General features: G+C 68.4%; 14 protein-coding genes. 3 read left to right on the top strand and 11 right to left on the bottom strand.

What is annotated here, in order from left to right; translation table 11 throughout:
• Positions 1–2: 2 nt before the first annotated feature.
• The gene (locus IPN02_09250) at positions 3–812 is read right to left on the bottom strand and encodes a sugar phosphate isomerase/epimerase (protein MBK9297007.1); all 810 of its coding nucleotides are present in this window, start codon (positions 810–812) and stop codon (positions 3–5) included.
• Entirely contained in the window at positions 809–2,266 is a 1,458-nt protein-coding gene (locus tag IPN02_09245) for an NADH:flavin oxidoreductase (protein MBK9297006.1), read from the bottom strand. Before IPN02_09245 ends, IPN02_09250 begins: the two co-directional genes overlap by 4 nt.
• Before the next feature lie 222 nt (positions 2,267–2,488).
• Here IPN02_09245 and IPN02_09240 point away from each other — a divergent pair, with 222 nt between their 5' ends.
• Positions 2,489–2,740, top strand: coding sequence for a hypothetical protein (locus IPN02_09240; GenBank protein ID MBK9297005.1), 252 nt, complete (start codon positions 2,489–2,491; stop codon positions 2,738–2,740).
• On the top strand, positions 2,737–3,036 hold the full coding sequence (locus IPN02_09235) for a type II toxin-antitoxin system PemK/MazF family toxin (protein MBK9297004.1): 300 nt from the start codon (positions 2,737–2,739) through the stop codon (positions 3,034–3,036). Before IPN02_09240 ends, IPN02_09235 begins: the two co-directional genes overlap by 4 nt.
• An 82-nt stretch (positions 3,037–3,118) precedes the next feature.
• Here IPN02_09235 and IPN02_09230 read toward each other — a convergent pair whose 3' ends face one another.
• Complete coding sequence (locus tag IPN02_09230) at positions 3,119–4,042, bottom strand: dihydrodipicolinate synthase family protein (GenBank protein ID MBK9297003.1); 924 nt, start codon at positions 4,040–4,042, stop codon at positions 3,119–3,121.
• A gap of 131 nt (positions 4,043–4,173) precedes the next feature.
• Positions 4,174–5,154, bottom strand: a complete 981-nt coding sequence (locus IPN02_09225; GenBank protein MBK9297002.1) for a hydroxyacid dehydrogenase — start codon at positions 5,152–5,154, stop codon at positions 4,174–4,176.
• A 177-nt stretch (positions 5,155–5,331) separates the two neighbouring features.
• Between IPN02_09225 and IPN02_09220 the strand changes: the two genes are divergently transcribed.
• Positions 5,332–5,982: a DUF1206 domain-containing protein gene (locus IPN02_09220; protein ID MBK9297001.1), complete on the top strand. Its 651-nt coding sequence runs from the start codon at positions 5,332–5,334 to the stop codon at positions 5,980–5,982.
• Positions 5,983–6,220: 238 nt separating this feature from the next.
• Here the strand turns inward: IPN02_09220 and IPN02_09215 are convergent, their stop codons facing one another.
• The 7 genes from IPN02_09215 to IPN02_09185 all read right to left on the bottom strand — a co-directional run bounded on the left by IPN02_09215 (position 6,221) and on the right by IPN02_09185 (position 14,570).
• A complete protein-coding gene (locus IPN02_09215) occupies positions 6,221–6,706 on the bottom strand; it encodes a hypothetical protein (GenBank protein ID MBK9297000.1) in 486 nt (161 codons plus the stop codon).
• Positions 6,703–7,983 (bottom strand): prepilin-type N-terminal cleavage/methylation domain-containing protein, encoded by a 1,281-nt coding sequence (locus IPN02_09210; protein ID MBK9296999.1) that lies wholly within the window; start codon positions 7,981–7,983, stop codon positions 6,703–6,705. The genes IPN02_09215 and IPN02_09210 overlap by 4 nt, the downstream gene beginning before the upstream one ends.
• Entirely contained in the window at positions 7,980–11,420 is a 3,441-nt protein-coding gene (locus IPN02_09205; GenBank protein ID MBK9296998.1) for a ricin-type beta-trefoil lectin domain protein, read from the bottom strand. Before IPN02_09205 ends, IPN02_09210 begins: the two co-directional genes overlap by 4 nt.
• On the bottom strand, positions 11,410–12,042 hold the full coding sequence (locus IPN02_09200) for a prepilin-type N-terminal cleavage/methylation domain-containing protein (protein MBK9296997.1): 633 nt from the start codon (positions 12,040–12,042) through the stop codon (positions 11,410–11,412). Before IPN02_09200 ends, IPN02_09205 begins: the two co-directional genes overlap by 11 nt.
• Positions 12,043–12,213: 171 nt before the next feature.
• Positions 12,214–12,996: a hypothetical protein gene (locus tag IPN02_09195; protein MBK9296996.1), complete on the bottom strand. Its 783-nt coding sequence runs from the start codon at positions 12,994–12,996 to the stop codon at positions 12,214–12,216.
• On the bottom strand, positions 12,993–13,868 hold the full coding sequence (locus IPN02_09190; GenBank protein MBK9296995.1) for a DUF1295 domain-containing protein: 876 nt from the start codon (positions 13,866–13,868) through the stop codon (positions 12,993–12,995). The genes IPN02_09195 and IPN02_09190 overlap by 4 nt, the downstream gene beginning before the upstream one ends.
• Positions 13,869–13,973: 105 nt before the next feature.
• Positions 13,974–14,570, bottom strand: a complete 597-nt coding sequence (locus IPN02_09185) for a hypothetical protein (GenBank protein MBK9296994.1) — start codon at positions 14,568–14,570, stop codon at positions 13,974–13,976.
• Between the last annotated feature and the right edge of the window lie 264 nt (positions 14,571–14,834).

Here is a 14,834-nt window from a genome sequence, read left to right as displayed (position 1 = left end):
TTTCAGGATTCATGAAGCCGGGAGATCCACCCGTTGAGGGTGGCGGCGTCCCGGACGACCTGTTCGGGGTCGTCGTCGGCGACGTACTCGAGCAGGCCATATCGGGGCAGGTCGCCGGGCAGCGGCGGAGCATCGGCGGCGATGGCGAGGACCGGCTGCCAGAGTTCGGCGCCGTCGGCCAGCGGATAGCGCTCCCCGATGCCCCCGGGACCCCAGACGAACACGTGCAGGTAGGCGAGCGAACCGGCGACCAGCTTCAGCTCGTCCAGCGCTTCGGCCGGGGTCAGCGCCGGGTCGGGTTGCCAGTGGGTGCGCAGCGCCGGGTGATCGACGGCTGCCAGCACGCTGTGAGCGCCGGCGGCGGTGTGGGTCAGCGTGCCCGGATGGAACTCCAGTGCCACGCCCAGGCCACGGGCATCGGCCGCCTGAGCGATGGCGGCGGTCGTCTCGATCACCCTCGCCCGGTCGACCCCGGGCGCATCGCTCTCGATGCCGAACGCCGTCCATACCCGCAGGAGCGGAGCCCCGAGCGCTTCGGCCGAGTCGAGCGCTGCCGCCAGCTCGTCGGGCGGCGAGTCCGGATCGTCGAAGGGGCCGATGCCCAAGTAGGTGCCGTAGCTGGTGACCGCCACCCCGGCGTCGGCACAGCGGCGGGCCACCGCCTGGGCCACCGAGGTCTCGCCGGGCGGCACGTGCCCGTCGGCGCCCCACTCGATGCCGGCCAGCTCGGCCCGCACCGCCAGCGCGATCACGTCGTCGGTGGCGAGCTGGCGCATGGTGATCGAGCACATGCCCGACTCGATCACCCTCATCTCCGAACCTTCCGTCCGACGTTGCGTTTGATCGCCACCAGCTGGCGACGTTCGGGTCGCTCCTTGTAGTACTCGTCCAGCGGGTAGCAGCCCGAGATCAGCCCGTGGCGGGGGCCGGTGGTGCAGTCGCTGAACGTGCGGCACACCAGCCGGGTGCGCAGCTCGGCCCCGGCGAGCAGGTCGGCGGGCATCCACGGGTAGCTCAACATGTTGCGGCCGATGCCCACCGAGGTGACCGCGCCGGTGCGCACCTGGTGCTGGGCGACGTGGCCCAGCCACTGCTGGAAGTACGAGTAGCCGCTGCCGATCACCGCCAGGTTGGGGTGCGCCCGGGTCAGCCGGGCGGTGGCCTCCACCATGACGGCGGCATTGATCAGCGGGTCGCGCGGTGGGGCATATCCGTCGGAGGGCGGGAAGTAGGCGGGCCGCTGGGCGTGCGGGTTGTAGTACGGGCTGCCGGCGGTCAGGCACACCATGCCGACGCCGAGCTTCTCGCACTGTTCGAGGAAGCGGTGGGTCTCGGTCAGGTCGATGCCCGCGCCGGTGTCGTCGGCGCCGAAGGGTCGATCCCGATCGCCCTCGGCTGCGGTGACCGGCGCGCCGATGCCGTCGTCGTCGGGAGCGAAGGGCACCAGGTCGTAGGCGGACAGCCGCACCCCGATCGCCAAACCGGGTACCCGCCGGCGGATGCCGTCGACGACCGCTCGAAGAAACGCGGTGCGCCCCTCGAAGTCGCCGCCGTAGCGACCCGGGCGTTCGTAGGCGCTGAGCAGCTCGTGCAGCAGGTAGCCGTGGCAGTGCTTCACGTCGACAAAGGCAAAGCCGGCCTGATGCGCCCGTTCGGCGGCGACGACGAAGTGGTCGACCAACTCGTCGAGCTGGCCGTCGGTCAGCACCTCGGCCGCGCCGACGCCGAGGCGACGGTCGAGCTCGCCGTGGGTGTGGGCGCTCTGGGGCAGCGGATCGCCATGCGGTCGCGACCATCGGCCCGAATGGGTCAGCTGCAACCCCACCACCAGGTCGTCGGTCGACCCGTGCGCCTCGGCGTGGGCGTCGACCAGCCCGGTTCGTAGCCCGGCCAGCGCCTCGGTTGTGGCGTCGTCGCTGACCAGCTGGTGGGGGTTGGCCCGGCCGTCGGGGTGCACCGCCACCGCCTCACCGCCCCAGATCAGCTTGGCCCCGCTTTCGCCGAAGCGTCGCCAGCGGCGGGCGACCAAGTCGGTGGGCGCCCCGTCGGTGGTGCCGTCCCACCCTTCCATCGGCAACGCACAGAACCGGTTGCCCACCACCAGCTCCCCGGCGGAGGAGTCGCTCACCGTGAACGACTCGGCCAGCGGTCCCCCAGGCTCGACCTCGACATCGACGCCGATCAGGTCGTCGATCCCCAGCTCTCCCAGACGCTCGGCGAACTCGTTGATATTCGACAGCCGCTTGACCTGTTTGATGTCAATCACCAGTCCCCCGTTCGGTGTCGCGACCCGCCACTCTTACAGCAAACGATGTACCTCCGTCGCCGCGACGCGTCCGGCGTCGTCCAGCGGGTTGGTGATGGACCACACGTTGTTCTCGGCGGTCATCGATGCGTTGACCCCCGACTTCCCTTAACCTGGGCACGTCCGTCCTTTGGCCGAAGCACCTTGGCACCCATCAGTCAGACCGGTCGGTATAGTGGCGGTATGACACCGGCGGTAGCTCGATCATCAACCACCATCAAGCTCAGCACCGAGACACGCGATCGCATCCGGGCATTGGATGGCGACACCTACGAGGAAACGATTGTCGAAGCGCTCGATGCGCTCGAGGATGCTCAGTTCTGGGCACAAGCCGAGGCGGCGGCTGCATGGGAGGCATCTCTGCCGGAGGAGGAACGCAGACGCCTGAGGGCCGAGACCGATGCCATCGACGCTGCATTTGATGGCATCGGGTGATCGACTTTGGCGATATTCATCTCGCCGACCTCAACGAGGAACGGCGGCGCCTGGTGTTGGTGGTTTCGACGAGTCGCTTTCACCAACTTTCCGGACGTGCTTTGGTCGCTCCACAGGCAATGGGCCCCAAACGGGAGGTACCGCCTCCCTGGCGGATCCAGGTTGATGGCATCGAGTTCGCGTTCGACACCATGAGGACCGTATGGCTCGATCGCCTACTGGAACGGGTCGACCGAACTCCGGCCAGCGCGACCAGAGCAGTTCGCAGAGCGGTCCGTAGCATCACCGAGGGCTGAGCTGGCACGACACTCCATTTTCGTGGGTTGCACCGAACCCATCGCGGCAAGCCGATCGGCGATGTCGGCGAGCACCGCCCGATCACACGATCGCGTCGAGGCGTTCCGCGATGTCGGCGAGCACCGCCCGGTCACTGTCGGGCCGGGTGGGTGCACCCGCGGGTGTGGCGTCGCTGTCGATCCAGCCCCGCAGCGTGAGAAACATGGCGGCGTCGTGGCGGTAGCCGGGCACCGGCGCACGGAAGGCGAAGAACCCCAAGTACTGCAACAGGTCGTTCAGCTCGTGGAACGATGCTTCCTCTGCGGCCCAGCGTCGGTCGCGTTCGGCGAACGCGTCGGGGGCAAACGCCGACAGGCCCAGCAGGTAGTCCGAGCCGTAACACACCATGTCGATCGCCAGGTCGTTGCCGGTGAACACCGAGAAGTCGGCCCGCACCTCGTTGCGCAGCGCCAGGCGATCCCACTCCGCCTGGCGGGACAGCGAGCTGTGCTTGGCGCCGATGCAGCTGGCGATGCCGAGCAACCCGCGATACGCCTCGAGGGAGTAGATCCGGCCGTACGGCACGAACATGTCGCCCAGTTCGAAGGCGATGAATCGGTCCAGCTCGGCGCCGAGCGACGCCTGGGCCTCAACCCAGCCCTCCTCGCTCAGCGACGCCAGGCCCCAGGATGGGAACACCACCGGCGTGCCGCCGGCCTCGGCCACCTCAGCTGCGGCCCGGTTGTAGGCGGCGGGGTCGTACCCGTCACCCTGGGTGTCGGGGACGAAGGCACCGGCGGCAAACCCGCCGGGCCCGGCCAGCGATGCTGCGGTGGCCAGCACCCGCGCCCGATCGGGCTCGGGGAGCAGCTGCACGTAACCGGTGTCCATGTTGACCGCCGGGATCAGCCCGGCGTCGAGGGTCCGGCCCAGCAGCGACTCGAAGCCAACCCAGTCCACCTCGCCGCCATCGGTGTGGGGCAACAGCACCGCCGAGTAGCCGACGATGCGACGGCCCGGCACCAGGGCAGGTGTCGGCCCCGGCGCTGCGGCGCCGCCCGCACGCTCGGCGCTGCCCTCCACCTCGGCCCCGCCTTCAAACACGACGCCTGGCGGTCCCCAGTCGTCGGGGTAGACGCTGACCGACCGTTCGTTGCTCATGCCAGCAGGCCGAGGTCGCCGGCCCGCACCTCGTGGTTGAGCGGCCGTCCGGACAGGAACCGGCCCACCTCACCGGCGGCCAGCAACCCCATGCGTTCCGCCTCGTTGCCCATCGACCCGGCGATGTGGGGCGTCAGCACGGCGTTGGGCAGATCCCACAGCGGCGACGTGGGCGGCAGCGGCTCGGGGTCGGGGGTATCGATCCACGCCGCCAGCCGCCCGGAGGCGCATTCGGCCTCGAGCGCAGCGGTGTCGACGATCGACCCTCGGGCGGTGTTGATCAGCCAGGCCCCGTCCCGCATCAGCGCCAAACGCTCGGCATCGATCATGTGGCGGGTGGCGGTCAGCTCGGGTGCGTGCACGGTGACGATGTCGGACCAACTACACAGCTCGTCGAGCCCCATCGGGGTGGCGCCCAGCTCGTCGACCTCCTCCGGGTCGAGATACGGGTCGCGCAACCCCACCTCGACGTCCAGTGTGCGCAGGCGCTCCAGCACCAGCCGCCCGATCTTGGAGGCGCCGATCACCCCCACCTTCAGCCCGTGGGTGCCCAGCGGCCCGGCGGGGCCGACACCCGACACCCAGCCCTCGCCGCGGTTGGCGCGGTAGGCGTCGCGCACCCGGAGGACGTCCTTGGCGATCATGACGATGGCGGCGAAGGTGAACTCGGCCACCGGTACGGCGTTGGCTGCAGCGGCCGACGAGACGGCGACGCCCCGGGCCCACAGCTCGTCGGTGACCACCGCCTTCACCGTGCCGGCGGCGTAGGCCAACAGCCGCAGCGCCGGCAGCCGGTCGAGCGACGCGGCGTCGAGCGGCGCACATCCCCAGCTGCCGATCAGCACCTCGACCGCTTCCAGCTCGGCGAGGGGCGTCGACATCAGGTCGATCGGGGCATCGTCGACCAGCGTGACCACCTGGGCGAGGGCCGCCCGCACCTGAGGGGTGATCACCAGATCGTCGACGCCCGGCCACATGATCAGCGCCGCGTTTGGTCGTGTCGTCATCAGCAACCTCCTGGCCAACAGAGGAGCCTGCCACATGCCCCGGCGGCCTCGCCCGAGGTCCGCTCACGGCCCGGGGTCGTTTGGCCGAAGCGAGGCGCGGGTAGTCCCAGCGCCGTGGCGGAGCGCCACGAGGGAGCGCTGTTGCACATGACCGATCCAAACTCGTCGTCCAACGGCGCTGCCGGCACGGCGCAACGCGCCAACGACGCCGCCGGCGACAAGCTGGACGACGTCGCCGACAAGACCAACGAGAAGCTCGATGAACACCCGTGGGCGGAGTGGCTGCCCAAGGCGGGCTGGCTGGCCCGGGGCTTCGTCTATGCGTTCATGGGCTGGACCGTGCTGTTGATCAGCTTCCAGAAGGATTCGGCCGACGAGGCCTCCTCCAAGGGGGCGGTGGTCGCCTTGGCCGACCAGTCATATGGCCGTATCGCGATCGGTGCGCTGGCGGTCGGTTTGGTCGCGCTGGTCGCGTGGCAGGCGCTGTCCCTGGCGCTGATCCGCGACACCGACGCCAAGTCGTGGCTCAAGCGGCTGAGCGCTGCGGGCACCATGATCTTCTACGGTGCGCTGGCCTTCACGGCCACCCGTACCGCGCTCGGCATGGGCGCCGACAAGGGCGGCGGCATCGAGCGGTTGTCGAAGGGCTGTTGTCCTCCACCCCCGGCCGCATCGTGGTCTTCGTCGGCGGAGCGATCGCCCTCGGCGTCGCCGGCTACCGGGCCTATAAGGGCTGGGAGCACAAGTTTCTCAAGCACCTCGACCTGGACGGCTGCGATCCCCGCCGTCGCAAGCTGATCGCCCGTCTGGGTGCCGTCGGCTGGATCGGGCGTGCCTTCGTGGTGGGGCTGGTGGCGGTGTTCTCGATGTGGGCGGCGGTCACCGCCGACCCCGACAACGCCGTCGGCTTCGACCAGGGCCTGCGCAAGGTGTCGGTCACCGCGTGGGGCTTCGTTCTGGTGGCTCTGGCCGGGTTGGCGCTGATCGCCTATGGGCTGTTTTGCGTGGTCTCGCTGAAGTACCGCGAGATCCGAGATTAACTGCCGACGCGACGTTCGAGTTCCTGGGCGACGGCACCCGGCTGGTCGCCGTTGAGGTCGATCAGCTGCACCTTGGTCCACAGTAGGTCCTTACCCAGGTAGCTGCCGGTGCAGCTCACCGTGCGGTCGAGGAAACCCCCGTCGCCGCCCGGGTTGGGCGCACCGCTGCCGGCCACGGCCGCGCAGGTGGCCGCAGCGTCGCCGTAGGCGGCATCGACCGATTCCGTGCCACCGATGCTGCCTAGGGTGCGGTCATCGCGAAGCTTCGTGATCGCCACGTCAACCGCGTCCGAGGCGGCCTGAAGCCGCTCCGTGGAGGTGGTGTAAGCCGACGCGCTGCGGAGGCTCACCGTGGTGTAGCCCATCAATGCGACCACAGTGAGCATGCCGATCACCATGATCGCCATCGCCATGATCAGGGAGCTGCCCCGCTGGCTCCGGTCTTCCTGCACTCGGGAACGGAAGGCGCACATCGGGTTCATGATTTTGGATCCCAGGTCACGACGAGCTTGGGCACGTCTTCTTTCCGCTCCTTGGACGCGAAGCGCCAGCCGCCCTTCTGGATGCTGCCCCCCTCGTTGCCGGTGTGCTCCCGGTCGATGAGCCAGCCGTTGTTCACCGCCGTCCCGTCATACCAGCGTTGCACTGCGCCGAGCACCGGAATGTCAACGTCGACCGGGGGTGCGTCCGAGCCGACCCGAAAGTCGCGGAACGAGTCGGCGTCACCGTTGGGGCACGGCAGGCTGAGCAGCGGCGGGGGCGGATCGGGCAACGCCGGAGGCTGCCGGCCGCACACATCCATGGTGTTACTCGTCAGCCGGTACTCGTTCCAGATGAACCACTTCGGGAGCATGGTCAGGCGGAAGCTGTCGTTCCCGCTGATGCCGGCGCCTTTGCCCGTCAAGGTCACCGAGAGGTCGGCCGACTGCAGGTCCTTGCCACCCGGAAGGAATCTGGGCTCCCCGGTACCCAGGCACGGGGACAGCAGGTCGATCTTCAGGAACGCCTTCTTGGAGTTGCCGCCGCTCTGGACGACGAACTCGGCGTCCCGTCCGTAGATGTTTGACCTCTCGCTCCCCGCCTCGACGACGTAGGTGTCAGCGCTCACGACCAGGGTGCACTGCGGTTTGGTCGGCGCTCCCGACTCCAGTGGGGTCTCCACCGTGTTGCGTCGTCCGTCCACCGTGAACACCAGGTTGGTGGCAGTCGTGACCGTCATCGACACCAGGCGACACTGGTAGTCGCCCTCCGGGGTGAGCGGCGCCGGGCTGGCAACGGCCGACGCCCGGCAGGTGACCGGCGGCCGTTTGGTGGGATCCAGGTCCCGAACCACGGTACCCACCTGAGCGGCACTCTGAAGGGCCTGGTCCTGGTCGGGCCCGGTGCAGACACGACGCTCCAGCGTGTCCCCACCCGCCCCGATCGAGTAGCTGCGCACCTGCACGTCGGGTCCGTTGCGGGTCACCGCACGCACCACACTCTTGTCGTCGCCTCCACAACCGGGCGTGTTGCGGGTGACCGCCAGCTCGCCGGTTTCGGGGCCGGCCGATTGGATGTCGTCGGCAAACGTCGAGCCGGTCTGAAACGCCGAGGCGGAGCTGGTCAGCTGAGCGACCGTTTCCGGCGGGGTGCGCATCAGGAGGATCAGCGCCCCTCCCAGCGCCCCCATGATCGTCATGCTGACGACCATCGCTACCAGCAGTTCGATCAGGGTCAGGCCGGCCTGGCCCCGGCGTCGCGCAGCGACCCCGCCGATCACAGGCCCGCCTCCGGAACGAAGGTCCACAGCTGCCTGGGGTTCGTCGGGTTAATGGCGCACGCCCGCTGTCGCAGGACCAGCCCCGACCCCGGCGCCTCGACGCACAGTTGGCTGGCCACGCTGCTCAGCCAGGCGTTGGTATCGATCACCCATCGCTGGGGCGTGCCGGCGTTGTCGGTCGGCGAGATGCAACCCAGGGTCCTGGGCACGGCCCCATCGGTGCCGCCGTTGGCGTCGAGACAGAACCCGAGGTTGCCCACCGGGCGGTACTGGCCGCTGTTCAGCCTGACGAAGCGCTGCTGGGTCCGTCCGCTGGCGGCGCACGGCCAGCCCCAGGTCGAGAGCGGATCGTTGCCCTGGGCCGCGTTGGGCTCGAGGCACAGGTTTGAGGACGGGGTGCGCAGGCGCCCGACCGCATCGGCGCGGGCCTTGGATCCGTGCACCTCGGAGATCCACTGCTCGTCGGTGGTGGAGCAGTTGCCCATGATGGCCTGGACGCCGTCGATGCCGCCCTGGATGCAGCGGCCGCGGGGGACGCCCGCCTGGGTCACGTTCTTGATCTGACCGTTCTCGATCTTCCAGCGCTGATCGTCCTTGTTGGCGGCGCAGTCCCAGAGCACGGGTCGACCCAGCGAGCCCAAGGCTGCGTCGAGGCACTTGTCGGGGCTGCCGGTCGAGCGGATCAGGCCGTTGCTCATCAGCCGGAACGACTGGTTGGTCCGAGCGGCACCCAGGCACGGCATGATGATCAACCGGTCGTTGTTGGCGTAACCGGAGCGCGTGGTGCCGTCGATGTCGAGGCACCCGTCGAAGCGGTCGCCGGCGGTGCTGGCGCTGCGGAACTGAAGCGCACTCGATGAGGCGCCGTCGACGTCCTCGACCGCCCAGGCCTGGTTCGGCCTGTTGCACGGCTGCACCTGGGCGGTGTTGGAGCCGGGGTTGAACTCGGCGCAACGCCCCGAGCCCACCTGCTGAAACTGCGTGCCCTGAACCCTCCACTGATGGCTCGCCACCGGGTTTTTACAGGCCCAGGGAAGCACCGCCGCACCGTTGGAGTAGCCGGCGTCGATGCACAGGTTGGCGTTGGAGGCCGCCGAGGCGAACGCACCGTTGTTCAGCTGCACGAACGACTGGTTGGGCCGGTCTCCACCCGAACAGGGGAAGCCGGTGTAGGCCTGGTTCTGGGTCACCGTGCCGACGACGTCCAGGCAGTTGCCGGTGTCGATGTTGCGGATCCGCTTTAGCTGCCGGGTGTCGGTCGGCGCCTCAAACTCCCAGCGCTGGGCGGCTGCGGTGCTGCAGTCCCTCATCGCCAGCGGGGCGTTGTCCAACCCGCCCTGGAGGCAGCGGTTGCCGGGAGCCTTCGTCTTCAGCTGGCCGTCGGCCGACAGCGTCCAGCGCTGGTAGGCGCCGTAGTTGCAGCCGATCGGCGCCACGGCCGCGTTCTCGGTGCCACCGTTCTGCACGTCGAGGCACAGGTTGGGGTTGTCGGCCAGCCGCAGCTCGAAGTCGTCGCCGACCTTCGCCAGCAGCACCCCCTGGATGGCCCGGTCCGGCCCGCCGCACGGCCAGGCGATGGCGTTGGCGCCGGTTCGCAGGTCGGCACAGCTATTGCTGTCGAGGTTGCGCATCTGGCGGAGCTGCGACGTGGCCGTCCCGAGCTCCTCGGGGCTCCACTGCTGCGCGGAGATATCCCCGCTAGTGGCACACCCAACCTGGGTGGCGTACTGGAAGTTGCCGTTGCCCTGGGCGCAGGTTGCGACGGTCGCCCGCTTGAACTGGCTCAGGTTGGTGGTCGTCCACTGCTGCGTCGGGTTGTTGGGGACGGTGTTGGCGTCACCAATGAGTCGGGCGCACTCCGACGCCTGCAGGCCGGCGCCGCCACGCGTCGTGATGCACATGGCCGGGTTGGCCAGCGACACCCACTCGTTGGTCTTCAGCTGGACGAAGGACTGGGCCGGACGGTCGAGGCCGCCGCAAGGCTGGGTCCATATCCATTGACCCTCGGTGACCGCCCCGTTGGTTTCCAGGCAGTCGCCGTGCTTGTTGTTGCGCAGCTGCACGGCGGTGGCCATCGCCGGGGCATCGAAGGGGTCCAGCGACCACGCCTGTCCGGTGCGGTTGGGGTCGCAGTTCGCCAGCTCCAACCATTGACGGCCGCCAAACCCGGTGAGGCAGCGGTCGACGCCGGCCGCCCTGCTCGCCTGGATGTTGCGGATCTGGGTTCCCTCGACCACCCACAGCTGTCCGCCGCCCTGCTTGCACACCTCGACCGCCGCGATCTTGCCGTCGTAGCCCAGGCAGTTGCCGGGGAACTTCTTATTGACGAAACGGCCGTCCGGAGACATGTTCCACTGCTGGTTGGTTCGCGCTGCCCCCAGGCACGGGAACGTCTGGGTCCACCGAACCTCCGGGCTGTGCCTGGGGAACGGGTCGTCTCCTCGACGAACCTCGATGTCGGCGCAGTCACCAGTCGCCTGTCCGCCTGTGTCGAGGGCCGTCAGCCGGATGGCTGGGCTGGGCACCGACGTGGCGGGCGGCCCAAAGGCCCACTGCTGCTCCGGCAGGCCGTTGCAGGTCTGGACGACGAGTGGGCTCCCCAACTTCTTGCCGGCGGCCAGGCACAGGTTGGGGTTGGACCGGGACTTGATCTCCAGGCCAACGATGTCCCAGCGCTGCTGGGTGGAACCGCCGTTGCAAGGCTGAATCGAAACCGCCGAGCCGTTGGCCCGCAGGCAGAACGCCGAGCTCACGGCCTCAAATTGCCCCTGACCAGCATCCGTGCCGGCGGTGTACTCCCACAGCTGGTCCGGACGACCGGCGCAGCCCAACGAGATCAGCGACACACCATCCGCGAAGTTTCCGTTGTCGATCGAGGCGCAGGCGTTGTTGCCCAAGTTCCGCAGTTGCAGACCTGCGTCGTTGTTGGGCATGAACACGATCGACAGCACCGGGCGCTGCGACTCGTTGGGCCACTCACGGGTGCGCATCCGGAAGCCCGGTGCATCGGCCTGGCAGTCCAGGCCGGACGGCCCGCAATCCTGCTCGATCGACCAGCCACGGTTAAACGCCGCCGCCTGGTAGAAGAGCGAGGTGTCGTTGTCCAGATTGGCGCCGGTGATCACCTGGTGCCGCGGCGGTGAGTCGCCGGCGCCGGAGCCGTGCTTGAACTTGGCGGTCGGGTTGGCGTCCACCATCGGGGCGCTGCCCCAGGTTGCCGTGCCCTGGTTCCAGTCCCCGGTCACCCGGCGGAGGGCGTGGTTGCAGGCCGTGTCGCAATTGGGAGTCCCCGTCACCTGCCAGGTGTAGAGGCGCAGCTCGACAGATCGAACCGCCCTGTTCTTGGGGATGGGCGTGCCGTCGTCGCACTTGGCGTCGCCGGGACGAAGGTCGAAGTGCACCAGCGCCTGACGCTTGGCCCCAGCCTCACCGGCCACGTCCCGACACTGCGCCGCCGTGGTTGGCGCCAGGAGCGGCCTGATCCAGGAAGGTGTCCTCGTCTGCTGTGATGTTGCAGCGGACCCCCGGCGCCGGCACCTGCTGGTTGAGCTCCGAGAGGGTTCCGTCGTAGCGCTTCAGCATCGAGTGCTTACGCGTTTCCAGCCGTCCCTCGCCGGCGTCCATCGACACCGAGTACTCGATCCGTTGCAGGCCGGTGTCGGCCCGGGCGTTGGCGCAGTTGGATGCGAACGCCGCAAACGTGGCGGGGTTGGAGCCGTCCTCCCAGCCGGTGACGGCATCGACCTTGATGTCGAACCCGGTGATCGGTTTGAACGCGTCGGCGTAGTCTGAGGCCTTGGCGCAGGCGACGTACGGGGCGTCGTTGAAGGCCTCGGAGAGGTTGCGAAGCTCCACCTGGGAGATGGCCGAGCGCCGCTGAAGGGCGCTGGACTTGAGGGCGGTCATCACGCCGCCCATCAGCCCCACCACCACGATCGAGGTGATCGCCACCGACACGAGGCCCTCGATCAGTGTGAATGCGGCCTGGCGACGGCCGCCGCTGCGGGCAGCGCGCTTCTTCAGCCGATGGATCATCGAGGAGACCTTGAGGTCTGGCATGCTCAGGCCTTCCCGGGGCCGCAATCCGCCAGATGGCTGGGGGATTGGACGCACAGTACACAGGCGTTCACTTAAACGCTATCAGTGACGGAACTCACCCCAGCTCGGCGTGAGAAGTCGCACACGGCCGGAGAAGGCGATTCAGCGAACGACCGAATACCCAACAGGGTGTCAGATGTGGAGCAGCTCGACCAATGGGTCGTGCAGCAGGCCGTTGGTGGCAAGCCCGTGGCCACGATCGGCGCCCTCGTGGCCGTCGAGCGCCGTGAATCGGCCGCCGGCCTCGGTGAGGATCACCGACATTGGGGCCACGTCCCACTCGGCCACGACCGGGTCGACCATCGCGTCGGCCACTCCAGTGGCCACCATCGCATATCCGTAGCCGTCGCCCCAGGTGCGCAGCAGCGCACCAGAGGAGTGCGCCGCCTGGACCTGCTCGGCGTTCCACGACCCGAAGCCGCTCGTGCACAGCAGGGCATCACCAATCGTTGCGGTGGTGCTCACCCGAGCGGGCCGCTCGCCCCGCGAGTCGGCAACAAAACAGCCAAGGCCGCGGCCGGCAAACACGGTTTGGCCCAGCGCCGGCAGCTCGATGATGCCCACCGCCGGGCCGTGTTGGTCCTCGACCGCCACCAGCGTCGAGTACAACGGCACGCCCCGGGTGAAGGCCTTGGTGCCGTCGATCGGGTCGATGATCCAGCGGCGCTCGCCCGAACCGGGGCTGTGGCCCTCCTCCTCACCGAGGATGGTGTCCTCGGGGGCGAACTCGCCGATCAGCTGGCGCAACCGGGCCTCGGACGCCTTGTCGGCGGCGGTCACCGGCGTGCCGTCACCCTTGTGCTCCAGGTCCAGTTCGCCGCTGCGAAACCACTCAAGCGTCACCGCACCCGCCTCGGCGGCAAAACGGCGGGCGGCCGCCAGCAGGTCTGGGTCGGCGGGAGGCGTGTTGGTCACGAGGGGTCATCCTTGCTGTCGGGGGCACTCGATGCGTCGGGAGCATCCTCGGCGACAAAGCTCTCGGTGTCGAAGTCGCCCGTATCGTCGTCCTCGCTGGCGGACGACGACTTGGGCGGCCAGGGGAAGAAGGTGGACGTGCGGGCGATGTAGTCGGCGTAGCCGGGCCGACGCTTGGTGATCGTCCGCTCCAGCATGGTCACGCCCGACACCCGCAGCAGGAAGGTGCTCATCACGATCGGCCCGATGATGCCCCACCAGCCGCCGGCGGCGAGGGACACCAGGAACAGCCCCCACCACACGGTGAAGTCGCCGAAGTAGTTGGGGTGGCGGGTGTAGCGCCACAGGCCCTTGTCCATCACCTGGCCCTCGTTCTCCGGCTTGGCCTTGAAGCGGGCCAGCTGGGCGTCGCCCACCGTCTCGAAGGTGAAGCCCACCAACCACACCGCCACACCCAGCCAGGCGACCCACCCCAGCGCCACGTCGTCGCCGGCGGCGGTCAGCTGCACCGGCAGCGACACGATCAGCACCAGCGCGCCCTGAAGCGCGAAGGTTTGGATCAGGCTGAACCACCAGAACTTGTCGCCGAAGCGCTTGCGCATCGCCACGTAGCGCTTGTCCTCGCCGGTGCCCCAGTTACGCCACAGCAGGTAGCCGGACAGGCGGAGCCCCCAGACGGTGACGAGTGCTGTCAGCAGGTCGATGCGTGCGTTGGGGTCGCCGGCCGCCCGGGCGGTGTGGGCGACGATGACAAACGCCAGGCCCCACACCAGGTCGACGATGCTCACGTCGGAGAGAAACACCGACGCCACCCAGGTGACGAACATCAACACGATCACCGCAACGGCGCTGGCGCCAAACACGGCGCCCATCAGCGGACTATCTGCATCGTCGGGTTCATCGCTGCGGTGTTCCTCCGGCTCGGTCGACCTGCTCAGTCTGGCCGCTGCCCAAGCGGGTGCCGTAGCCCGTTGGCCTCAGGCCAACGTCCCCATCCTGGGGCCGAGGCCAAACCGATGACGCTCGTTGTCGGTAAACGGCTCGGTGAGGAAGTCGTAGAAGTCGGGGCGCTGGGCGCGCAGGCCGGCCTCAAGCAGGCCCAGCTCCTCCCCGACCGTCAACGAATCGAAGCCCAGGCGGGTGGTGATCGGGCCCAGTGCCCGAAACAGAATGCCGTACTCCTCTCGAAAGATGTCGAGGGTCATCGGGTCGACCGCTGCAACCAGGTTCTCTGCGCCGTGTCGACGCGCAAAGACGTACACCGATCGGTACAGCAGCTCGGTGGTGCCCTCCGGAGCCCCGGGGACGACGGCGATCGACGTGCACTCGCAGATGAGGCCGTGGGGCTGCTTATCGCGCTCCATCCAAGCCCCGAGGGACAGCTGGTCGAGAGTGCCAACCGTGGCCTGCATTGCGCCCGCCGGTTCGGCCGAAGGCGCCACCACCACGTGAAACGAAGTGCGGCCAAGTGGCCGCAGCGGCGGTGGCACCGCGCCCGCTGCCCCCTCCACCCCGGCCTCGATCAGTCCTTGGCGATACAGCTCGGTGGCTCGCGACAACAGCGGGTCGCCCATGACGACATGGACGCTCGGTTCGATCGCTTTTGTTGATGGCACCCTCTGCCTGAAAATCATTGAATCCCCGTTCAACAGTGACCTTCTCTCGCAGCCGACTATTCAGTGTACCCAACTGCTCGAATCGAACCTACAGCTGAGTAAAGGCACCCTAACTCAAACCCCATCCCCCACAAGTTCACGCCGTCTCTTGCCCGACCAAAGCACCAAGGCGATCGCTTATCGTGTCGGGCCCTTCACCCCCCTTATAGGAACGCTCAACAG

Source organism: Candidatus Microthrix subdominans (assembly GCA_016719385.1).
Classification (GTDB): Bacteria; Actinomycetota; Acidimicrobiia; order Acidimicrobiales; family Microtrichaceae; genus Microthrix; species Microthrix subdominans.
The sequence above is the reverse complement of the archived record's forward strand: the minus strand, read 5'-3'. Positions and strand labels throughout refer to the sequence as shown.